Source organism: Frigoribacterium salinisoli (genome assembly GCF_054781095.1).
Genome location: NZ_BAAGVB010000002.1, coordinates 15,642 through 37,005, shown reverse-complemented (window position 1 = coordinate 37,005; position 21,364 = coordinate 15,642). Strand labels below are relative to the sequence as shown.

Below are 21,364 nucleotides of genomic sequence, written 5' to 3'. Positions count from 1 at the left end.
GACGACCGGAGGTCCGCCCGCATGACGACAGACACCACCCCCGACGCGGCCTGGTCGCGCGTCTCGCCCCGGTACGTGTGGGCCGAGCTCGCGGGCGGCGTCGTCACGGCGCTCGTCGTCACCGGCCTCACGGCGTTCCTCTGGTTCTTCGGCACCTGGTGGGCGTACGCCGTCACCGTGGTCGTCGGCCTCGGTTTCGTCGTCGCCTGCGCCCTCACCCCGCGCCGCGTGCGGTCGATCGGGTACCAGCTGCGCGACGACGACCTGCTCGTGCGACGCGGGATCCTCTTCACGCGCACGGTCGCGGTGCCGTACGGGCGCATGCAGCTCGTCGACCTCGACCGCGGACCGATCGTGCGCGCCCTCGGGCTCAGCGACCTGAAGCTGGTCACCGCGGCCGCGTCGTCCTCGGTCGCGCTGCCCGGCCTGCCGCTCGCCGAGGCGGAGCGACTGCGCGACCGCCTCGTGGAGCTGGCCGAGTCGCGCCGGGCGGGACTGTGACCGAGCCCGCCCCCGACGCCCCCGAGCCCGGCCCCGACGCCCCCGGCCCGCCCGCCGAGGGCCCGCGCCTCGCCGCCGCCCTCACGGACGGGGAGTGGCACCGCCTGCACCCGGCCACCCCGCTGCTCAAGGGCGGCATCGCGTTCGTCGTGCTGCTCGGCATCGTGCTCAACAACGCGCGCGAGCTGCTCGTCGAGTCGTTCCTGCCCGGCGGTCGGCGCGGGGACGACGAGGGCGACCTGGTGTCCGCGGTCGTGGAGAGCGGCTGGTTGTGGGCGGTCGTCGGCGGGATCGTCGGCGTGCTCCTGGTCATGGTGCTGCTGTTCTGGGTCTCGTGGCGCCTGCACACGTTCCGCGTCACCGCCGAGGTGGTCGAGGTCCGCAGCGGCGTGCTGTTCCGCCGGGAACGCCGTGCCCCGCTCGACCGGATCCAGGGCATCAACGTGCAGCGGCCGTTCCTCGCGCGGCTCTTCGGCGCCGCGAAGCTGCAGGTCAGCCAGGCCGGCGACGACGCCAACGTCGACCTCGCCTACCTGCGCTCGGCGGCGGCCGACGACCTGCGCCGCGAGGTGCTGCGCCGGGCAGGAGGCGCGCAGCAGGCCGCCGAGGACCGCGCCCGCGAGCGGGCCTCCGGCGGGCAGGCCGCACGACCCGGGCTCGGCGGGCTGCTCGAGCAGCGCGCCCGCGAGTTCGTCGCCCCCGAGCTCGACCCCGACGAGGCCCCCGCCGAGTCGGTCGTCTCGATGCCCCTCGGGCGCCTGATCGGCTCGGTCGTGCTCAGCGGCACGACGCTCTTCATCGTCGCGGCGGTCGTCGCCGTCGCCGTGAGCGTGGCCGTCACGGGGGAGTGGATCATCGCGTTCGCCCTGCTGCCGGCTGTGCTCGGCTCGAGCGGCTTCTACGTCTCCCGCGTCACGAAGTCGTTGCGCTTCAGCCTCGCCTCGACGCGCGACGGCATCCGCATCGGGTACGGCCTGCTCTCGACCACGAACGAGACCCTGCCCCCGGGCCGGATCCACAGCCTCAAGGTGAGTCAGCCGCTGCTCTGGCGTCCGTTCGGCTGGTGGCAGGTCAGCATCAACAGGGCCTCGCGCTCGAGCACGAAGGGCGCCGACGGCCAGGCCGGCACGAGCATCCTGCCGGTCGGCGACGAGACCGACGTGCGCCGCGTGCTCGAGCTCGTGTTGCCCGAGCTGGTGGGCGTCGCCGCGGCGGAGGCGCGACTGGTCGCGGGGGCGTCCGAAGTCGTGCCGCCCGAGGCGCCTCTCGCGGAGGGAGCCGAGGGCGCGACCGCTCCCACCGTCGGAGGTCACGACCTCGACCCCGTCGTCTCGGGGGCGCCTGCCGGCGACGACATCGCCGCCGCCGACCCCGCGGCCGTGGCGGCCGTCGCCGCCCGGCGCGACCGCGAGGCGGAGGAGCAGGCCGAGCGCACGCTCGCGCTCGTGCACGCCGGCCTGGCCAGCTCGGGCGCCGAGGGCGGCTTCACCACGTCGCCCCGCCGCGCGGCGGTGCTGCGCTGGTTCTCGTGGCGCCGCAACGGGTTCCGGACGGCGCCCGGCGCGGTCCTCCTGCGCACGGGTGCGGTGTGGCGCACGCTCGTGATCGTGCCGCTGCCGCGGGTGCAGAGCGTGGCGATCGGGCAGGGGCCGCTGCTCCGCCGCCTGCGCCTCGCACGCGTGCAGGTGCACACGGTCCAGGGTCCGATCACGGCCGAGGTCGGGGCGATCGACGAGGACGACGCCCGCACGTTCTTCGAGGACGTCGCCCGGCTCGCCGTGGAGGCCGCCCAGGCCGACCGGACGCACCGGTGGCTGGAGCGCGCCTCCGGCCGGGAGGAGGGGCGATGAGCCCGCAGCAGAGCGGACGCCTCGGCGTCGGCATCATCGGGGCCGGCCATGTCGGGCCCGTGCTCGGAGCCGCCCTGGCCGCGGCGGGCCACGCCCTCGTCGGCATCTCGGCCGTGTCCGAGCGCAGCCGCGACCGGGCCGAGGCCGTGCTGCCGGGCGTGCCCGTGCTGCCGGTGCCCGAGGTCGTCGAGCGGGCCGAGCTCGTGCTCGTCGCGGTGCCCGACGACCAGCTCGCCGACCTCGTCGAGGGGCTCGCGGCGACGGGGGCCTGGCAGCCGGGTCAGCTCGTCGTGCACACCTCGGCGGTCCACGGGCTCGCGGTCCTCGCGCCCGCGCAACGGGCCGGGGCGATCCCGCTGGCGATCCACCCGGCCCTGTCGTTCACCGGCACGACCGTCGACCTCGTGCGCCTGCGCGACGCCTGGTGCGCGGTGACGGCCGCGACGCCCGTGCAGCCGATCGGTCAGGCGCTCGTGGTCGAGATGGGTGCCGAGCCGGTGCTCGTCGCCGACGCCGACCGCCCGCGCTACGCCGAGGCCGTGGCCACCGCGACCCAGTTCTCGACCGCGATCGTGCACCAGGTCGTCGGCATGCTGGGCGAGATCGGGGTGCCCGACGCCGGCCGGGTGCTCGCGCCGCTCGTGCGCTCCGCCGTCGACGCGGCCCTCGGCAGCGCGGCGGGCACGGGCCCCGGTACCATCGACGTGACCTCGTTCGACGACCGGTCCGACGGCCTCGACGGCCTGTCGCGCTGACGTCGTCCCCCTCCTCTCGGGAGCGCCCCGCCGCGCCCGCGCCCGCCGCCACCTCAGGAGCCCCCTCGCATGACCGAGCACGTCGAGTCCGTCCCCGCCGCCGACGACGCCGCCGCGCAGGCCGTCGCCGAGCAGGAGATGAGCGAGCAGAAGGCCGTCCGCCTCGCCAAGCGCGAGCGCCTGCTCGAGGGCGGCGAGGCCTACCCGGTGGGCGTGCCCGTCACCGACTCCATCGCCGCGGTGCGCGAGCGCCACGCGGGCCTCGAGGCGGGCGAGTCGTCCGGTGAGGTCGTGGGCCTGGCCGGCCGCGTCGTGCACTCGCGCAACACGGGCAAGCTGTGCTTCGCCTCGCTGCAGGCCGGTGACGGCTCGCGCGTGCAGGCGATGGTCTCGCTCGCCGAGGTCGGCGACGAGTCGCTCGCGGCGTGGAAGGACCTCGTCGACCTCGGCGACCACGTCTTCGTGCGCGGAGAGGTGATCTCGTCGCGTCGCGGCGAGCTGTCGATCATGGTGGCCGAGTGGCAGATCGCCGCCAAGGCGATCCTGCCGCTGCCGAACCTGCACTCCGAGCTGAGCGAGGAGAGCCGCGTCCGCAGCCGCTACCTCGACCTCATCGTGCGCGAGCAGGCCCGCAGCACCGTCCGTGCCCGCGCGAAGGCCGTCGCCAGCCTGCGCGCGACCTTCGACTCGTACGACTACCTCGAGGTCGAGACCCCGATGCTGCAGACGATGCACGGCGGCGCCGCGGCCCGCCCCTTCGTCACGCACAGCAACGCGTTCGACACCGAGCTGTTCCTCCGCATCGCCCCCGAGCTGTACCTCAAGCGCGCCGTCGTCGGCGGCATCGACCGGGTCTTCGAGATCAACCGCAACTTCCGCAACGAGGGCGCCGACTCCACGCACTCGCCCGAGTTCGCGATGGTCGAGGCCTACCAGGCCTACGGCGACTACGACCAGATGGCCCGGCTCACGCAGGAGCTCATCCAGAACGCTGCGCTCGCCGTCGCCGGCACTCACGTCGTCACCCTGGCCGACGGCACCGAGTACGACCTCGGCGGCGACTGGGACCGCCTGCCGATGTACGAGTCGCTGAGCGCCGCCGCCGGCGTCGAGATCACGCCCGACACGTCGGTCGACGAGCTGCAGCGGCTCGCGGCGTCGGTCGACCTCGTCGTGCCGCACGAGACGCACGGCAAGCTGGTCGAAGAACTCTGGGAACACTTCGTCAAGGGCACGCTCGACCGTCCCACGTTCGTGACGGACTTCCCGGTCGACACCAGCCCCCTGGTGAGGCAGCACCGCAGCAAGCCGGGTGTGGTGGAGAAGTGGGACCTCTACGTGCGCGGCTTCGAGCTCGCCACCGCCTACTCCGAGCTCGTCGACCCGGTCGTCCAGCGCGAGCGCTTCGTCGAGCAGGCGGCCCTGGCCGCCCGCGGCGACGTCGAGGCCATGCGGCTCGACGAGGACTTCCTCCGCGCCCTCGAGCACGGCATGCCCCCGAGCGGCGGCATGGGCATGGGCATCGACCGCCTGCTCATGGCCATCACCGGCCTGGGCATCCGCGAGACGATCCTCTTCCCCCTGGTCAAGTGACGATCGCTCCTCCGTTCCCCAGGTCGGCGACGTACCCTGGTCGACGTGCCTGACAACATCTGGGCGGCCGCCCTCTTCTCGGTGACCCCGACCATCGTCGTGGGCCTCATCTTCTGGTTCATCGTGCGGGCCATCATCAGGGCCGACCGCACCGAGCGTGCCGTCTTCGAGCGCATCGACGCCGAGGAGCGCGCCGCGGCCGCCGAGGCCGACCGCACCGCCACGCTCGACCGCTGAGCCGTCCGGCAGGGGCGCGCCGCGGCCGTCCGGCGACCCCTCGACGATCGACCCCGGCCGTCAGGAGGCCCGCCCCGCGTACCCCGGGAGGGGTACGTCCGGCGCCCCCCGCGCCTCCTGCACCCTCGTCGTCCTGGTGAACGCCACGTGAACGGGCCGGCGGACTGTACCCCTCTCCTGGTCGACAGGGCCGTACACCCAGAACGATCACGCGTCAAGAAGTCGATCCAGCCGTACCCCGTCCGACGGGTGTTCCTGTGGGCTCTCTCCGAACAGCCCCGGGGACCCCCTGAACGACACCAGTGTCATTTCTCTGCTCCGACAGACTCGTACTACGCCGAAGAGCTTCACGAACTATTCGACACCGCGCACGACATCGAGCAGGGAGTACCCAATGGCTACCACCACCGTCGCCCCTCACGACACGAAGACCACCACTACCGACGACACCGAGGTCGAGGTGCTGGCACAGGTGCGAGGCGCCTCGACCGACCAGGTCGGCGACTACCTCCGCCACATCGGCCGCATGCCCCTCCTCGACGCCGCGGAGGAGACCGAGATCGCCCGCCGCATCGAGGTCGGCCTGTTCGCCGGCGAGAAGCTCAAGGACATCGAGTCCGGCACCGCCTCGGGCACCGCCGAGATGAAGCGCGACCTCAAGTGGCTGATCCACGACGGTGAGCGCGCCAAGGACAAGATGATCACGGCGAACCTCCGCCTCGTGGTCAGCATCGCCAAGCGCTACACGCAGCGCGGCCTCCCCTTCATGGACGTCATCCAGGAGGGCAACCTCGGCCTGGTCCGTGCCGTCGAGAAGTTCGACTACACGCAGGGCTACAAGTTCTCGACCTACGCCACGTGGTGGATCCGCCAGGCCATCGCCCGCGGCCTCGCCGACAAGGCCCGCGCCATCCGCATCCCCGTGCACACGGTCGAGCGCATCAACCGCATCTCGCGCGCCGAGCGCGACCTCACCGTCGACCTGGGCCGCGCGCCCACCGTCGAGGAGGTCGCCGAGGAGGTCGCCATGGAGGTCGCCGACCTCGTCGACCTCAAGAGCCGCTCGCACGAGCCCGTCTCGATCCACACCGTCGTCGGCGACGCCGAGGACAGCGAGCTCGGCGACTTCATCGAGGACGAGGAGACGCCGTCGCCCACGGACGCCACCGAGAGCACGCTGCTCAACCGTGACATCCACGCCCTCGTCGCCACGCTGCCCGAGGACGAGGCCCGCGTGATCCGCATGCGCTTCGGCCTGGACGACGACCAGCCGATGACCCTCGACGAGATCTCGAAGCGCGTGCACTCCTCGCGCCAGGCCGTCTCGCGCGTCGAGAGCCGCGCCCGCCTCCGCATGTTCGCGAAGGCCGTCAGTCAGGACCTGCAGCTCTACCTGCAGTAGGTCCGAGCCGCACCGCAGCCGAGGGCCGCCTCCCGCTAGGGAGGCGGCCCTCGCTGCGCGCGGGCGCGCCTCCTGCCTCCTGCCTCCTGCTTCCTGCCTCCTGCCCCTTCGACGGTGTCCACGACACGCGGAGCCCGGGCACTCCCTTCCACCACTCGTGGACACCCTCAGGGCAGCGGTGTCCACGTTCGGTGACCCCCCGGGAGTTGACCCCGCGTGTCGTGGACACCCTTGCGGTGGACGACGGCTCCTCCCCGGCCGCGGTCCGGTCCCACCCCTGCACAGGCTGAGCGTCGGACGGGCCCGGGCCCCTCCGGGGGTGGCCAGCCTGTCCCCGTGCGACGACGACCCCTACCCCCAGACCTGGCTCGGTGCTTCACCGTGACGGAGGCGCTCCACGCTGGCGCCACCCACGGGCTCCTGCGGGCCGTCGACCTCCGCAGCCCCCACCACGGGGTTCGTGCTCGGGGAGGCGCCCCGAGCACGCTGATGGAGCGTTGCCTCGAACTGGTCCCCGCCCTCTGCGAGGGGCACGTCTTCTCGCACGTGACCGCCCTCGCCCTGTGGGGCCTGCCCTTGCCCGCGAGGCACCTCGCGCCGGGGGTGCCCCTGCACGTCGGGGCCGTCGGCCGTCGGGAGCCGCGACGGCCGGGGGTGATCGGTCACCGGCTCAGCCCGCAGCTCCTGCCGGTGCCGGGCACGCCTCCCGCTCTGGTGCCGCCCGTGCTCGCCTGGGTGCAGTCGGCGCCCCTGTTGTCGCTCGACGAGCTCGTCGTCGTCGGCGACGCTCTCGCGGGCCGCTGGTCCGACCGGCAGGAGGCGCGGGGCGTCCCCGTCGAGCAGCTCCGGTCCGCCGCGGTGCGCGACCCCCGCCGCCCCGGGGCCGCACGCCTGCGCGAGGCCGCCGACTGGGTCCGTACCGGCGTCGAGTCTCCGAAGGAGACGGAGGTGCGCCTGCTGCTCGTGAGGGCTGGCCTTCCCGAGCCCGAACTGAACGTGCCGACGTACGGTGCGCAGGGCACGTACCTGGGACGCCCCGACCTGCGGTGGGCGGAACACCGAGTCGTCCTGGAGTACGAGGGCCGGCACCACCGCGACGACCCCGAGGTGTTCGCACAGGACATCGACCGTCGGGAGCGCTTCGAGGACCACGGCTGGTCCGTCGTTCGAGCCATCGCCCCGCACCTCGTGCCTCCCGGCGACGTGGAGCTCGTCGCCCGCGTCCGCCGGAGGTTCGCGCGCGTGCACTGACCCCCCCGTTGCACCGGGCGGGGGCTCCTGCCTGCCTGCCTCCTGCCTCCTGCTCCTGCTCCCGCTCCCGCTCCCGCTCCTGACGGTGTCCACGACACGCGGAACGCCGGACACGGAAAGCGCCGATCGTGGACACCCTCCTTCGGACGGTGTCCACGATCGGCGGGTGCGGGAGCGCTGGCTCCGCGTGTAGTGGACACCGTCCGTTGGGTCGGAGGGTCGGAGGGTCGGAGTGGCGGAGGGTCGGAGGGTCGGAGGGTCGGAGGGCCGAAGGGCAGGAGGCCCGGCCGGCTGCCCTGCCCGGCCCGCGCCGGCCCTGGAGAGCCCGGCTGGCCGGGGCCCGCCCCGGCCAGGCCGGCTACGCCCGCTCGTCGAGGGCGCGGCCGCGGACCCGCGCGCGCACCTCGGGCGGCACGAGCTCGAGCAGCTGGTCCTCGCGCAGGGGCAGGTCGAGCAGGCTGAGCTTGAGGCGGCCCTTGCGGGCGTGCTGCCCGGCGTCGAAGCGGATGACCTGCCCGGCGTCGCGCCGCACCCGCAGCTCGAGCACGCAGCCGGAGCTGACGTCCGAGACGACCAGCCCGTCGACCTCGAGGGCCGCCGAGCGGGTGCCGTCGACGATCTCGAACCGGAGCTGCTCGTCGGGGGCGAGCACGATGGAGCGGTCGATCCCGGCCATGGGCGCGACCGGGGTGACGACGGTCGCGGCCAGCGCGGGCGACATGATCGGGCCTCCTGCCGCGTGGTTGTAGGCGGTGGAGCCGGTCGCCGTGGCGACCACGACGCCGTCGGCCTTGTAGAAGCCGTACGGGGTGTCGTCGACGACGAGGTCGGCCGAGACGACGCCCTGGCCGGGGTGCCGGGCGACCGAGACGTCGTTGAAGGCGAGGTAGTGGTCCTCGGTGCCCTGCGTCGTGTGCGTGATCTCGAGCGCGTGGTGCGGCTCGAGCGAGTACCGCTTCTGGGTGAGCCGGTCGAGGGCGGCGGGCAGGTCGCGCGGCTCCACCTCGACGAGGAACCCCACGTTGCCGTAGTTCACGCCGAGCACGGGCACGGGTCGGCCGGCGACGAGCCGCATGGCGCCGAGCATGGTGCCGTCGCCGCCGAGCGAGACGAGCACGTCGACCCGGTCGCAGAGCTCCGCCTCGGACACGAGCGGCACCCCGTCGCCGATCCGGTCGGCGTCATCGCGCATGGCGATGAGGTGGGCGCCGCTGCCCACCACCCACTCGCGCAGGATCGCGATCGACTCGGCGACCGACTTGGTGGGGTGGGGGACGAGGCCCACGGTGAACGTGCCCATGGGCTCACGGTAGACGCTGCGGTGCAGGAGGCGCTGGTTCGGGGGACGCACCGGGCCGGGCCCGCCCCGTGGCCGGGCCCGAGCCTCCTGCGCCGCGGTCGGTGGCCGGGCGCGCTGCCGGGCCGCGGCCTCCTGCGCCGGTCGGCCCGCGCCTCCTGCGCTCCGCGCGCGGGCGCGCCCGCGAGCTCCGCTATGCCCCCAGCGAACAGGGGCAGACCTGGCGGGGGCCCGTGGTTAGTCTCGGTGACAACAGCGGTGCCGTACCTGCGGGTGCCGCAGGACGCATCGGTGGCGACCCTCCCACCCCGCCACCAAGGGAGCAAAGAAGATGTTCGAGAGATTCACCGACCGTGCCCGTCGGGTCGTCGTCCTCGCCCAAGAAGAGGCGAAGATGCTGAACCACAACTACATCGGCACCGAGCACATCCTGCTCGGGCTCATCCACGAGGGCGAGGGCGTCGCCGCCAAGGCCCTCGAGTCGCTGGGCATCTCGCTCGACGCCGTGCGCGAGCAGGTCCAGGACATCATCGGCCAGGGCCAGCAGCAGCCCACCGGCCACATCCCCTTCACGCCGCGTGCCAAGAAGGTGCTCGAGCTGTCCCTGCGCGAGGCGCTGCAGCTCGGCCACAACTACATCGGCACCGAGCACATCCTGCTCGGCCTCATCCGCGAGGGCGAGGGCGTCGCCGCCCAGGTCCTCGTCAAGCTCGGCGCCGACCTCAACCGCGTGCGCCAGCAGGTCATCCAGCTCCTGTCCGGCTACCAGGGCAAGGAGGCGGTGGCCGTGGGAGGCGAGCAGCAGCAGGGTGCGCAGGGTGGCAGCCAGGTCCTCGACCAGTTCGGCCGCAACCTCACGCAGGCGGCGCGCGACAACAAGCTCGACCCGGTCATCGGGCGCGAGAAGGAGATGGAGCGGGTCATGCAGATCCTCTCCCGCCGCTCGAAGAACAACCCCGTGCTGATCGGCGAGCCCGGCGTCGGCAAGACCGCCGTCGTCGAGGGCCTCGCGCAGGCCATCGTCAAGGGCGAGGTGCCCGAGACGCTCAAGGACAAGCAGCTCTACTCGCTCGACCTCGGCTCGCTCATCGCCGGCAGCCGGTACCGCGGCGACTTCGAGGAGCGCCTCAAGAAGGTGACGAAGGAGATCCGCACGCGCGGCGACATCATCGTCTTCATCGACGAGATCCACACCCTCGTGGGTGCGGGTGCCGCCGAGGGCGCCATCGACGCCGCGTCGATCCTCAAGCCGCTGCTCGCCCGCGGCGAGCTGCAGACCATCGGTGCGACCACGCTCGACGAGTACCGCAAGCACTTCGAGAAGGACGCCGCGCTCGAGCGCCGCTTCCAGCCGGTGCAGGTCGCCGAGCCGTCGCTGCCGCACGCGATCAACATCCTCAAGGGCCTGCGCGACAAGTACGAGGCGTTCCATAAGGTGTCGATCACCGACGGCGCCATCGCGGCGGCGGCGAACCTCGCCGACCGTTACGTCAGCGACCGGTTCCTGCCCGACAAGGCCATCGACCTGATCGACGAGGCCGGCGCCCGCCTGCGACTGTCGATCCTGTCCGCGCCGCCCGAGCTGCGGGAGTTCGACGACCGCATCGCCGACGTCCGCGGCCAGAAGGAGGGCGCGATCGAGGACCAGGACTTCGAGAAGGCCGCCTCGCTCCGCGACGAGGAGAAGAAGCTGCTCGGTGAGCGCCTGCGCCTCGAGAAGCAGTGGAGGAGCGGTGAGGCCGGAGCCGGCGGCACCGTCGACGAGGGCATCATCGCCGAGGTCCTGGCCCAGGCCACGGGCATCCCGGTGTTCAAGCTCACCGAGGAGGAGACCTCGCGCCTCGTCTTCATGGAGAAGGCGCTGCACCAGCGCGTCATCGGCCAGGAGCAGGCCATCGCGGCCCTGTCCAAGACGATCCGCCGCACGCGGGCCGGCCTCAAGGACCCGAAGCGCCCCTCCGGCTCGTTCATCTTCGCCGGGCCCACGGGCGTCGGCAAGACCGAGCTGGCCAAGGCGCTCGCCGAGTTCCTCTTCGACGACGAGGGCGCGCTCATCTCGCTCGACATGTCGGAGTACGGCGAGAAGCACACCGTCTCGCGCCTGTTCGGTGCCCCTCCCGGGTTCGTCGGCTTCGAGGAGGGCGGCCAGCTCACCGAGAAGGTGCGTCGCAAGCCGTTCTCCGTGGTCCTGTTCGACGAGATCGAGAAGGCCCACCCCGACATCTTCAACTCGCTGCTGCAGGTGCTCGAAGAGGGTCGCCTGACCGACGGTCAGGGCCGCGTCGTCGACTTCAAGAACACGGTCATCATCATGACGACCAACCTCGGCACGAAGGACATCACGGGTGGCCCCGTCGGGTTCCAGGTCGAGGGCGACACCGCGACCTCGTACACCCGGATGCGTGCCAAGGTGACCGAAGAGCTCAAGAAGCACTTCAAGCCCGAGTTCCTCAACCGCGTGGACGACACCATCGTGTTCCCGCAGCTGAACCAGGACGAGCTGCTGCAGATCGTCGACCTGTTCGGCAAGCGCCTCAGCGACCGCATGCTCGACCGCGACATGACGATCGAGCTCACGCTGCCCGCCAAGGAGCAGCTCATCAAGGTCGGCTTCGACCCCTCGCTCGGTGCACGCCCGCTGCGTCGCGCCATGCAGAGCGAGGTCGAGGACCAGCTGTCCGAGCGCATCCTGCAGGGTGAGCTCACGGCCGGCAGCCACGTCTACGTCGACTTCGTCGACGGGGAGTTCACCTTCACGACCTCGCGTCAGCCGGGTCGCGAGGAGGTCCTCGTGGGCGACGCCCCCGAGCTCGAGGCGTAGTCGTCCGGCAGCACCAGCAGCACCGTCGAGGGGCGGTCCGACCGTAAGGTCGGGCCGCCCCTCCGGCGTGCGCGGGGCGGTGAGGAGGAGCGGTCCGCGGGTCGTGGCGGGGGTGCGGGCGCGGGGCGTGCAGGAGGCGCGGACCGCGTCGGGTGCGGGGCGTGCAGGAGGCCGTGGCTAGGCTGGGTGCCGATCGCGCCTCCGGCACGGTGCGCGCCCCGCGTGCCCGCCCGACCGGCGCACGAGCGACGAGGAGCACCGTGGGCGACGACGAGCAACGCGACCTGCACGGGATCACCGTGAGGTCGGCCGTCGTGTCGGACGTGCCGCACGTGCAGCGCCTGTGCGAGCCGTTCGTGCAGAAGCGGATCCTGCTCGGCAAGGACCTCGTCACGCTCTACGGGGCGATCCAGGAGTTCCAGGTCGCCGTCGGACCCGACGGGGTCCCCATCGGCTGCGGCGCCCTGCACGTCATGTGGGACGACCTCGCCGAGGTGCGCACGCTCGCCCTCGACCCGGCGTGGATCCGCAAGGGAGTTGGCCACCGCCTGCTCGAGGCGCTCGAGGGGGCCGCGGCCGAGCTCGAGATCCGCCGCCTGTTCTGCCTCACGTTCGAGGTCGACTTCTTCGAGCAGCACGGCTACCTCGCGGTCGGCGACGACGGCCTCGTGCCGCCCGACGTGTACGCCGAGCTGGTGCGCTCGACCGACGAGGGCGTCGCGGAGTTCCTCGACCTCGCCCGGGTCAAGCCGAACACGCTCGGCAACACCCGCATGCTGAAGCAGCTGCCGTCCCGCGGCTGACCGGCGCCCGCCCGCCCGCCTGCTCCCGCGGCTGACCGGCGCCCGCCTGCTCCCGCGAGCTGACCGGCGCTCACCTGCTCCCGCGAGCGGGCAGGAGGCCCGCGTGGCGGGGGACCGGGTGCGTCCCCTCCCGCACAGGGGCTCCCAGCGGACTCGCACCGCACACGCCCGGTCGCCTCACCCAGGACCCGCCGACCAGCGCTTAAGGTGTGGCCATGTCGTCGCTCCGCCATCCCGTCGGGCCCCAACCGCCCCAGGTGTACTGGCGCCGTCGTGCACTCGTCATCGCGGTGCTGCTCGCCGTGGTCCTGGTGGTCGTGCTGATCGTGGCGCGGCCCGGGGCCGGCGACGAGGGCAGCGAGACGGCCGTGACGGCGACGCCCACCGCGACGCCCGCGGCGGAGGCGAGCGCGCCTCCTGCGACCGCGCCCGCGGCCGACGCGACCGAGGCCGCCGGGGCGCCCGCGGCCTCCGCCGACGCCCCGGCCTGCGCCGAGGGGCAGATCGTGCTCGAGCCGGTCACCGACGGGGCGAACTACGCGCCCGACGAGCTGCCGCAGATCTCGATGTCGATCACGAACTCGGGGCGCGACGCGTGCGCGATCGACCTCGGGTCGGCCCAGCAGGAGCTCGTGGTGAGCAGCGGTGAGGACCGCTACTGGTCCTCGAAGGACTGCCAGGTCAACGGCACCGACCAGCTCGTCGTCGTCGACGCCGGCCAGACGCTGAGCACGCCGCCCATCACCTGGGACCGCACCCGCTCGTCGCCCGAGACCTGCGACGACGTCGCCCTCGACCCGGTGCCCGCCGACGGCGCCTCGTACCGCCTGTCCGTCTCCGTCGGCGACGTCACGTCGACGGACACCCGCCAGATGATCCTGAACTGAGCGCACACATCGTGACCGACATCGCCCCCCGTTCCCCCCAGCTCGAGGACGCCCTCGCCGCGCAAGACGTCGCGGCCGTCGCGTTCGCCTTGCGCCACGGCGTGGTTGTCGTGCCGAAGCTCGTCACCGACGACCCGTTCGCGGGCGACCAGGTGCGCGTCTTCGGCCGCGAGGGCACCGACCGGCGCATCCTGCTGCTGTTCTCGTCGGCCGATGCCTACGCGGCGATGGTGCCCGACGACGACACCCGAGAGGTGATGCTCTACGAGGCGTCGTCTCTGCGGCAGTTCCTCGAGGCGCACCTCGAGGTGCTCGAGCAGGTGTTCTTCGACATCGCCGGGCCGCACACGATGGCCGCCGAGGCGGAGGACCTGCTCAAGGCCCTGCGGTAGGTGCCGCGCCACGGCGCACCGTGGCGCGCGCGGCGTGCGCGGCGTGCCGCGTGCTCCCGGTGCGCGGCACCCGCTCGCGGCTCGGACGCTGGGCCTAGGCGGGGTGTCGCAGCCGCTGGCGGGTGTCGCACGCAGCGGAGGCGCGGCGCGGCTCAGAACGCGGCGTCGAGCTCGCGGTCGCGGGGGCTGCTGGCGATGCTGAAGGCGCGGCGCAGGGCTTCGCGCAGGTCGGTGGCGCCGGAGTCGACGAGGTGCGTGAAGCCGAGCCTCCGGGCCTCGCTGGCCCGCTGCTTGGGTGACGACACCGGACGGATCTCGCCCGCGAGGCTGATCTCGCCGACGGCGGCCATGGTGTGCGGGTAGCTCTTGTCGCGGCTGGCGCTCGCGAGGGCGAGGGCGATGGCGAGGTCGGCCCCGGGCTCGGTGATCTTGATCCCCCCGACGGTCGAAACGTACACGTCGGCGTCGCCGAGCCGGATGCCCGCGCGGCGTTCGAGCACGGCCAGGAGCATGGCGACGCGGGACGAGTCGACCCCGTTGACGACCCGTCGCGGCTGCGGCGTCGAGCTCGCGACGATGAGTGCCTGCACCTCGACGGGCAGGGCGCGTCGGCCCTCCATGGCGATGGTGATGCAGGTGCCGCTGACGGGGGCGCCGTTGCGCGACATGAACAGGCCGCTGGGGTCGGCGACCTCGGCGATGCCGTCGCCGGTCATCTCGAAGCAGCCGACCTCGTCGGTAGGGCCGAAGCGGTTCTTGTGGGCGCGGACGAAGCGCAGCGCCGTCTGGCGGTCGCCCTCGAACTGGCAGACCACGTCGACGAGGTGCTCGAGCAGGCGCGGGCCGGCGATCGAACCGTCCTTCGTGACGTGGCCGACGAGCAGCACGGGCACGTTGCGGCTCTTCGAGACGCGGATCAGGGTGGAGGCGACCTCGCGGACCTGGGACGGGCCTCCTGCGATGCCGTCCGTCGCCGACGACGAGACCGTCTGCACCGAGTCGACGATGACGAGCTGCGGGTCGACCTGCTCGATCTGGCCGAGGATCACGCCCAGGTCGACCTCGGCGGCGAGGTAGAGGGTCGGCTGCAAGGCTCCGGTGCGCTGGGCGCGGAGCCGCACCTGCGAGGCGCTCTCCTCGGCGGTGACGTAGAGCACGCGCGCCCCGCCCGCCGCCGCCCGCGAGGCGACCTCGAGCAGCAGGGTCGACTTGCCGACGCCGGGCTCGCCCGAGAGCAGGATCGCCGCGCCCGGCACGATGCCGCCGCCGAGCACGCGGTCGAACTCGTCGATGCCGCTCGGCCAGTGCGACACGGCGTCGGTCTCGACCTCGGTGATCGGCTTCGCGGCGCGGTCGGCGCTCACCGACACAGCGGAGGTGCCGCGGGTGCCGACCGTCGACGCGGTGGCCGAGGCCGTCTCGACGACGGTGCCCCAGCGCTGGCACTCGCCGCAGCGGCCGACCCACTTGAGCGACGTCCACCCGCACTCGGTGCAGCGGTACGGAGGGGTCGTGGTGCGGGCCATGCAGGCAGCCTAGGTGCGACGTCCGACAGCGCAGGAGGCCCGCCCCGCCCCGGCAGGGCCCGTCACCCCCGCCCCCTCCTGGGGAGGAGGAGTCGGGCAGCATGACCTCCGCCGAACGGGCCGACGGGCTGTGCCGGCCAGGGCGGGCCCGCGGCCACCTCGACCCGCCGGAACGCACCTCAGCTGGGGATCCTCGGACCCTGCCGAACGCGACGACGTCCGGGCGACGCGCCGTCCGGGGGCACCGACACGCGCCTCCTGCCCGTCCGCCTGTCGCCTTTTCCGACCAGAGCGCGAGTGGGAGCGGTGGGTGGGCCGGCAGGCCGGGCGCCCACCCCCGCCCGGGGGGGGGGGGGGCACGGTCGCCGCGTGTTCACGGGGGCTCCACCGGTCCTCCACTGCGGGGCCACCGTGCCCCGCGAAGGTCGGAGCGACCCTCCGCGTCGAGCGCCTGACCAGCGTCCCCGCCTGACCAGCCGGCGCGACCCCTCCTCCACAGAAGGACCACCACCCGTGCCCACCCGCACCCCGACGAGGACCCCTCGCCGCCGTCTCGTCGCCCTCGTGGCGGCGACCGGCGCGCTGCTGGCCCCCGTCCCTGCCGCGTTCGCCGCGACTCCTGCCCCCGCAGCCGCCCCCGCAGCGACAGCAGCCCCCACCGCAGCAGCAGCACCCACCCCCGCCCCCGGCGCCCCGGGCGACGCGTCGCGCTTCACGCTCGCGGTCCTCCCCGACACGCAGTTCTACTCGCGCTACTCGTCGGACCAGTTCGTGCCGCGCTACGGCGTCGACCCGTTCGAGACGCAGACCGCGTGGCTGGCCGAGCACGCCGACGAGCTGGGCGTGCCGTTCGTGGCGCACCTGGGCGACGTCGTCGACCGTGCCGGCACCGAGCGCGAGTGGGTCGCCGCCGACCGCGCGATGGCGAACCTCGAGGAGGCGGGCCTGCCGTACTCGGTCCTGCCCGGCAACCACGACGTGCTGGACTCGTCCGACGACCTGTACGACACGTCGTACGACCTCGCCGCCGAGCCGTTCCCGCGCTGGTTCGGCCCCGAGCGGGTCGCGCAGCAGACGAGCCTCGAGAAGGGCAGCGACCCGACGGGCATGAACCAGTTCCACGTGTTCGAGGCCGAGGGGCAGCAGTTCTTGGTGCTGGCGCTGGCCTGGCGGGCCAGCGACGAGACGCTCGCCTGGGCGGACCAGGTGATGGCCGACCACCCGACGCTGCCGACGATCCTCACGACGCACCAGCTGATCAACGTCGCGAACGACGCGGTCAGCCCCGAGGACACCGACTACGGCGACCGCCTCTGGGACCAGCTGATCAGCCCGAACGACCAGATCTTCCTCACCTTCAACGGGCACTTCCACGGCACGACCCGCGACACGAAGGTCAACGCCGCGGGCCACGAGGTGACGCAGGTGCTCATGGACCACCAGATGGCGTACGAGGGCGGCAACGGCTACCTCGGCCTCGTCGAGTTCGACCTCACGAACGACCGCATCGACGTGCAGACGGCCTCGCCGTGGGTGACGTCGAAGCCGCAGGAGTCGCTGACCAGCTTCGACCAGCCGTTCCTCGAGGGGCCGCAGCAGCAGTTCACCCTCGAGCTCGACTTCGCGGAGCGCTTCGCCGCCTTCGACCCCGACTTCGGTCCGGGGCAGGAGGTCCGGGGCTCGCTGGGCCAGGCCGCTCGCGACCTGCTCCTGGACGGCTTCGAGGGCGCGCCTCCTGCGACGACCGAGGCTCCCGGTTCGACCGCCGACTACGCGCGGGTCGACGGCACGCTGGCGCACTGGCGCCCCGAGGCGGCGCAGGGCGTCGTCGCGGAGGGCGAGGCCGTCGTCGACGTCGTCGCCGGTGCCGACCTGCGCCGCGCGACGCTCGCCGAGTCGGGGTCGACCACGGCCCGGGTGGACGACGTCGTCGTCAGCGCCGACGCCGCCCCGCTCTCGTCGGCCGGGGCCGGCATGTGCTTCGTCGACAGCGACAAGCGCGAGGGCCGTTTCAGCTACCTCACGACCTCCGGTGACACGGCCGTCGACCGTGCGCGCTTCGAGGACGGCTACACGATCGAGACGTTCCTCAAGGTCGACGCCGGTTGGACGGAGGACGCCAACAGCTGGGCCAAGGCCATCGTCCGCTCGGGCAACCGCTCGCAGATCGGCGTGCCCGAGACCCGCTGGGACTGGACGGCGTCGCCCGCCGCGCTCGGCCTCTCGAACCTGAGGGAGCTGCAGTGGACCGAGGTCCCGACCGACGCCACCAAGGGCGACCGCACCGCGTGGTCGGGCGAGATCGTCTTCGACCGCTGGATGCACGTCGCCCTGGTCAACGACCCCGCCAGCTCGACGACGACCATGTACGTCGACGGCGCCCCCGTGCTGCGCAACACGACCGACACGGCCGGGCAGTCGATCCAGGAGGGCATGCCCTGGCTCTTCGGCAGCGACTGGGTCGACGACCGCGGCACCAACGGCTGGGCCGGCTGCATCGGCGAGACCCGCGTGATCGACCACCCCACCGCCGCCGCCGAGTGGCTCACCGCGCGCGCCGACCTCACCGGTCTCACCGCCGTGGCTGACGACGCGAGCGCAGGAGGCACGACCACCGTCACCGGGACCGGCTTCGCTGGTGCCTCGGTCACCCTCGCAGGGGCGGTCTCGGGGACGACGGTCGTCGCCGAGGACGGCACCTGGGCTGTCGACGTCTCAGCGCCCGCGGCCGCGGGGACGCTGAGCGCCACCGCGACGCAGGCGCTTGGGACGAGGGCTGCGGAGCCCGTCGGGTTCGACGTGGTGACGGCTGCGGTGGAGGTTCCGGGGGAGCCTGAGGTGCCGGGTGACCCTGGCACGCCGGGTGAGCCGGGTGCGGGTGCGCCTGGGGCCGGTGCTCCCGGCGCGGGTGACGGCGCGGGTGCGCCTGGTGCTGGCGCGGGTGCCGGCGCTGGTGCGCCTGGTGCTGGGGCGGGTGCCGGGACGGGCCCTGCCGGCTCGACGCCGGAGCCCGTCGCCTCGGCGGACGGTGAGCTCGCGTTCACCGGCCCCTGGTCGGTGCTCGCCGGAGGTGCGGCCGCCGCGCTGCTCCTCGCCGCCGGACTCGGAGCCGTGCTGTTGCGCCGCCGCCAGGCGGCCCAGGAGTAGCCGCGGGCGGCAGCCCGCCCCGCTGGCTCGTGCTGCTGGCCCTGCTGGTGCTGCTGGTGCTGCTGGCCCTGCTGCTCAGATCCATCGATGTGACCCGAAGTGCTGCCTCCCCGGCCGGGAGGGAGCACTTCGGGTCACTTCGTTGGTGGAGGAGGGGGCGACCCGGGGATCGCTCCGAGGGGGCCCCGCACCTCCCGGGGGTGTCCACGACACGCGGAGCCGCCCGCCGGCCACCCGCTGATCGTGGACACCCTCGCCGGGACGGTGCCCACGATCGGCAGGAGTCGCGGGCTGCGGTCCGCGTGTCGTGGACACCCTCGAGGGGTGAGGGGGCTGGTGGCCGGCCGGGTAGGGTCGCCGGCATGGGTGGGCGGACGCGGGTGCAGCTGGGCCGCCGGGAGGACCTCGGCGCGGACTGCGCGAACTGCTTCGGGCTGTGCTGCGTGGCGTTGGCGTTCTCGCGGTCGGTGGACTTCCCGGTCGACAAGCCGGCGGGGGAGCCGTGCACGAACCTCGACCCGCACGACGCCTGTCGGATCCACCCCGAGCTGCGCGACCGCGGCTGGAAGGGCTGCACGGTGTTCGACTGCTCCGGGGCGGGGCAGAAGGTGTCGCGGCACACGTTCGCCGGACGCTCGTGGCGCGACGACGCCGAGACGCAGCGCGCGATGTTCGCGACGTTCCCCGTGGTGCGACGGCTGCACGAGCTCCTGCGCTACCTCGACGAGGCGATCACGCTCGTCGAGCCGCACGCCGACGCGTCCGAGTGGCGGGACGCGTTCGAGCACGTGCGCGCCCTGAGCGACGGAACGCAGGAGGCGCTGGTCACCCTGGACGTGGACGCCGAGTACGGCGCGGCCCGGGACCTCCTGCTCCGCGCGAGCGAGATCGCCCGGGGAGGGGTGGGGCCGGGCGGTGATGAGGGTGCTGCTGGTCGTGGTGCTCGGGGCCGCGGTGGTCGCGGTGGCCGAGGCGCTGAGGCCGCTGCCGGGGAGGGGCGTGCGGCGCATGGCGCCCAGGGCAGGACCGGCTCGAGCGGCAGAGGCGGCAAGGGTGGCAGGGGCGGCCGCGGCGGTGGGGGCCGGACCGTGCCGGGCCCGGGGAGCGACCTGCTGGGCGCCGACCTGTCGGGGGCGGACCTCCGGGGTGCCACGCTGCGGGGGAGCGTCGCGATCGCGGCGGACCTGTCGGGCGCGGACCTCCGGCGGTGCGACCTGCTCGGGGTGGACCTGCGCGACGCCGACCTCCGTGGTGCGGACCTGGGGGAGGCGATCTACCTGACGCAGATGCAGGTGAACGCCGCGCGGGGTGACGCGGCGACGGTGCTGCCGAGCGGGTTCGAGCGTCCGTCGCACTGGGGCTGACCCCTGGCGGGCGGCTGGGCCGCCAGCCACCGGCTGGGAGACGACATACCCCTTGGTGCAGGTCGCGAGCCGCCACACCCGCACGAAGGGGCATCTCGTCCCCGCGAGCGGTGGTGTGGCGCGGACCAGGGCGCGCTGCTCGGGACGGGACGGACCTGACCCGGTGGGACGCGCCTCCTGCCGCTCAGGCGGCGTGCTGCGGGCCGGCCGCGCGCGCCTGGTCGGCGACCTGCTTGGTGGCGCTCGCGGTGGCGTCGGCGGCATGCGAGTCCGCGGCGCTCGCCGTGTGGTCGGCGGAGGCGCGGTCGGCCGCGAAGCGGGCGACGCGGGCGGCGACGGCCGGTTCGAAGGCGGAGGCCCAGACGCGGTAGCCGCGGTCGTTGGGGTGGAAGAGATCTCCGGCCGAGTTGCGCCAGGTGCGGAGGAAGCCCCGTCGGCGGGTGGTGTCGTAGACGGGGGCGACGGTGAGGCTGTGCTCGGCGGCGACGCGGTGGACGATCTCGTTGGCGACGGCGATCTTCTTCTCGCGGTCGGGCAGGAACATGGCGGGCACGTCTCCGACGATCGCGTGCGAGGGGAGCGCCGAGTAGATGTGCCGTAGGTTGCGCTCGAAGCGCTCGGGCTCGAAGTCGATGATGTCGTTGGCGCCGATGCCGACGGTGACGACGTCGGGCTCGCGGTCGATCTTCGCGAGCTTGGGCAGCTGGTCCTTGCGGCAGAGCCAGGTGGTGGCGCCGCTGACGCTGAGGTTCACGACGCGGACGGAGCCGTGCGTGGCGGAGCGGATGCGGCCTGCGAGGCGGCCCACGTAGCTCCTGCCGGGGTTGGTGGCGCCGATGCCCTGCGCGGTGGAGTCGCCGAGCGCGACGTAGAGGAGCGACCCCTGCTTGTCGAAGCGCTGCCGCCACCAAGCGGAGTGCACGGGCAGGAGGCCGTTCAGCGTCGCGGCGGCCGCGTTGCGCTGGACGACGAAGCGACGGACGCCGACCCCGGCCGCCCCCACGAGGGCGAGCCCGGTGCCGACGCCCGAGAGGAAGGCGAGGGTGGTGCGGGTGCTCATGCGAGCGACGCTACGCCGGTCGCCAGCGCAGGAGGCGCGCGCGGCCCGGGAGCGTGCCCTGAGGTCCGCCAGTCCCTCCTGTGTAGGAGAGCTGGCCGGGTCGCTTGGCGCCCGTTCGGGCGCTTTTGGACCCGGCCCGGCGCATGGTCTACACTCGATCCCGGTACCGTGTCCGAGCGGCCGAAGGATCATGTCTCGAAAACATGTGTGGGGGCAACTCCACCGTGGGTTCAAATCCCACCGGTACCGCCAGCGGGTTGTTTGCGCATCAATCGGAATCCGTTTGCGGAACGCAGCCCAAGAAGAAAGCCCCCGAGTAGTTCGGGGGCTTTCTTCCGTTTGAGGGCCGAGAATCGCTTCCCGGCGAGGGGTTCGGGATCTCTTGGCAGCTCCTTCGGGGCCACCGGCTGCACAGTCGGCTTAAACGACGAAGCGGCCCGCCCGTCTGGGCGCGCCGAATTGACTCGTGAGCGTTGGG

Annotated in this window: 16 protein-coding genes and 1 tRNA gene; 14 read left to right on the top strand and 3 right to left on the bottom strand. The window is 73.2% G+C overall.

What is annotated here, in order from left to right; all coding sequences use genetic code 11:
* Nucleotides 1-21 precede the first annotated feature (21 nt).
* The 7 genes from ACYVHQ_RS05985 (at nt 22) to ACYVHQ_RS05955 (ending at nt 7,589) form a co-directional block, all read left to right on the top strand.
* A complete protein-coding gene (locus ACYVHQ_RS05985; RefSeq protein ID WP_460511277.1) occupies nt 22-501 on the top strand; it encodes a PH domain-containing protein in 480 nt (159 codons plus the stop codon).
* Nucleotides 498-2,351 carry a PH domain-containing protein gene (locus ACYVHQ_RS05980; protein ID WP_460511276.1) on the top strand — a complete coding sequence of 618 codons (1,854 nt, stop codon included), beginning with the start codon at nt 498-500 and terminating at the stop codon, nt 2,349-2,351. The genes ACYVHQ_RS05985 and ACYVHQ_RS05980 overlap by 4 nt, the downstream gene beginning before the upstream one ends.
* Nucleotides 2,348-3,106: a Rossmann-like and DUF2520 domain-containing protein gene (locus ACYVHQ_RS05975; RefSeq protein WP_460511275.1), complete on the top strand. Its 759-nt coding sequence runs from the start codon at nt 2,348-2,350 to the stop codon at nt 3,104-3,106. The genes ACYVHQ_RS05980 and ACYVHQ_RS05975 overlap by 4 nt, the downstream gene beginning before the upstream one ends.
* A 69-nt stretch (nt 3,107-3,175) precedes the next feature.
* Nucleotides 3,176-4,699 carry a lysine--tRNA ligase gene (gene lysS, locus ACYVHQ_RS05970; RefSeq protein ID WP_460511274.1) on the top strand — a complete coding sequence of 508 codons (1,524 nt, stop codon included), beginning with the start codon at nt 3,176-3,178 and terminating at the stop codon, nt 4,697-4,699.
* Nucleotides 4,700-4,744: 45 nt separating this feature from the next.
* Nucleotides 4,745-4,936 carry a hypothetical protein gene (locus ACYVHQ_RS05965; RefSeq protein WP_460511273.1) on the top strand — a complete coding sequence of 64 codons (192 nt, stop codon included), beginning with the start codon at nt 4,745-4,747 and terminating at the stop codon, nt 4,934-4,936.
* Nucleotides 4,937-5,330: 394 nt separating this feature from the next.
* A complete protein-coding gene (locus tag ACYVHQ_RS05960) occupies nt 5,331-6,338 on the top strand; it encodes a sigma-70 family RNA polymerase sigma factor (protein WP_460511272.1) in 1,008 nt (335 codons plus the stop codon).
* Nucleotides 6,339-6,827: 489 nt separating this feature from the next.
* Nucleotides 6,828-7,589, top strand: a complete 762-nt coding sequence (locus ACYVHQ_RS05955) for a hypothetical protein (protein ID WP_460511271.1) — start codon at nt 6,828-6,830, stop codon at nt 7,587-7,589.
* 358 nt (nt 7,590-7,947) lie between these two features.
* Here ACYVHQ_RS05955 and ACYVHQ_RS05950 read toward each other — a convergent pair whose 3' ends face one another.
* Entirely contained in the window at nt 7,948-8,889 is a 942-nt protein-coding gene (locus ACYVHQ_RS05950) for an NAD(+)/NADH kinase (RefSeq protein ID WP_460511270.1), read from the bottom strand.
* A gap of 328 nt (nt 8,890-9,217) precedes the next feature.
* Here ACYVHQ_RS05950 and ACYVHQ_RS05945 point away from each other — a divergent pair, with 328 nt between their 5' ends.
* From ACYVHQ_RS05945 to ACYVHQ_RS05930, 4 genes are all read left to right on the top strand, one after another.
* The gene (locus ACYVHQ_RS05945) at nt 9,218-11,707 is read left to right on the top strand and encodes an ATP-dependent Clp protease ATP-binding subunit (protein ID WP_460511269.1); all 2,490 of its coding nucleotides are present in this window, start codon (nt 9,218-9,220) and stop codon (nt 11,705-11,707) included.
* A gap of 260 nt (nt 11,708-11,967) precedes the next feature.
* Nucleotides 11,968-12,510, top strand: coding sequence for an amino-acid N-acetyltransferase (locus ACYVHQ_RS05940; protein ID WP_460511268.1), 543 nt, complete (start codon nt 11,968-11,970; stop codon nt 12,508-12,510).
* A 215-nt stretch (nt 12,511-12,725) separates the two neighbouring features.
* Nucleotides 12,726-13,397 carry a hypothetical protein gene (locus tag ACYVHQ_RS05935; protein ID WP_460511267.1) on the top strand — a complete coding sequence of 224 codons (672 nt, stop codon included), beginning with the start codon at nt 12,726-12,728 and terminating at the stop codon, nt 13,395-13,397.
* Between the two features lie 11 nt (nt 13,398-13,408).
* On the top strand, nt 13,409-13,789 hold the full coding sequence (locus ACYVHQ_RS05930) for an SseB family protein (RefSeq protein ID WP_460511266.1): 381 nt from the start codon (nt 13,409-13,411) through the stop codon (nt 13,787-13,789).
* Nucleotides 13,790-13,941: 152 nt separating this feature from the next.
* Here the strand turns inward: ACYVHQ_RS05930 and radA are convergent, their stop codons facing one another.
* Entirely contained in the window at nt 13,942-15,315 is a 1,374-nt protein-coding gene (gene radA / locus ACYVHQ_RS05925) for a DNA repair protein RadA (protein WP_460511265.1), read from the bottom strand.
* A 513-nt stretch (nt 15,316-15,828) separates the two neighbouring features.
* Between radA and ACYVHQ_RS05920 the strand changes: the two genes are divergently transcribed.
* Together ACYVHQ_RS05920 and ACYVHQ_RS05915 are read left to right on the top strand one after the other, a co-directional pair.
* The gene (locus ACYVHQ_RS05920) at nt 15,829-18,462 is read left to right on the top strand and encodes a metallophosphoesterase (protein WP_460511264.1); all 2,634 of its coding nucleotides are present in this window, start codon (nt 15,829-15,831) and stop codon (nt 18,460-18,462) included.
* Nucleotides 18,463-18,824: 362 nt separating this feature from the next.
* Nucleotides 18,825-19,826, top strand: a complete 1,002-nt coding sequence (locus ACYVHQ_RS05915) for a pentapeptide repeat-containing protein (protein WP_460511263.1) — start codon at nt 18,825-18,827, stop codon at nt 19,824-19,826.
* A 184-nt stretch (nt 19,827-20,010) separates the two neighbouring features.
* On the opposite strand, the gene ACYVHQ_RS05910 is transcribed toward ACYVHQ_RS05915, so the two are convergent.
* Nucleotides 20,011-20,886 carry an SGNH/GDSL hydrolase family protein gene (locus ACYVHQ_RS05910; RefSeq protein ID WP_460511262.1) on the bottom strand — a complete coding sequence of 292 codons (876 nt, stop codon included), beginning with the start codon at nt 20,884-20,886 and terminating at the stop codon, nt 20,011-20,013.
* Nucleotides 20,887-21,048: 162 nt separating this feature from the next.
* On the opposite strand from ACYVHQ_RS05910, the gene ACYVHQ_RS05905 reads away from it, so the two are divergent.
* A tRNA-Ser gene (locus tag ACYVHQ_RS05905) sits at nt 21,049-21,138 on the top strand.
* Nucleotides 21,139-21,364 lie beyond the last annotated feature (226 nt).

Excerpts from the sequence above, each read along its gene's own strand:
- ACYVHQ_RS05960 (WP_460511272.1), top strand. The coding sequence starts at position 5,331 with ATGGCTACCACCACCGTCGCCCCTCACGACACGAAGACCACCACTACC.
- ACYVHQ_RS05955 (WP_460511271.1), top strand. The coding sequence starts at position 6,828 with ATGGAGCGTTGCCTCGAACTGGTCCCCGCCCTCTGCGAGGGGCACGTC.
- ACYVHQ_RS05915 (WP_460511263.1), top strand. The coding sequence starts at position 18,825 with ATGGGTGGGCGGACGCGGGTGCAGCTGGGCCGCCGGGAGGACCTCGGC.
- ACYVHQ_RS05910 (WP_460511262.1), bottom strand. The coding sequence starts at position 20,886 with ATGAGCACCCGCACCACCCTCGCCTTCCTCTCGGGCGTCGGCACCGGG.
- radA (WP_460511265.1), bottom strand. The coding sequence starts at position 15,315 with ATGGCCCGCACCACGACCCCTCCGTACCGCTGCACCGAGTGCGGGTGG.
- ACYVHQ_RS05950 (WP_460511270.1), bottom strand. The coding sequence starts at position 8,889 with ATGGGCACGTTCACCGTGGGCCTCGTCCCCCACCCCACCAAGTCGGTC.
- ACYVHQ_RS05985 (WP_460511277.1), top strand. The coding sequence starts at position 22 with ATGACGACAGACACCACCCCCGACGCGGCCTGGTCGCGCGTCTCGCCC.
- ACYVHQ_RS05945 (WP_460511269.1), top strand. The coding sequence starts at position 9,218 with ATGTTCGAGAGATTCACCGACCGTGCCCGTCGGGTCGTCGTCCTCGCC.
- ACYVHQ_RS05935 (WP_460511267.1), top strand. The coding sequence starts at position 12,726 with ATGTCGTCGCTCCGCCATCCCGTCGGGCCCCAACCGCCCCAGGTGTAC.
- ACYVHQ_RS05975 (WP_460511275.1), top strand. The coding sequence starts at position 2,348 with ATGAGCCCGCAGCAGAGCGGACGCCTCGGCGTCGGCATCATCGGGGCC.
- lysS (WP_460511274.1), top strand. The coding sequence starts at position 3,176 with ATGACCGAGCACGTCGAGTCCGTCCCCGCCGCCGACGACGCCGCCGCG.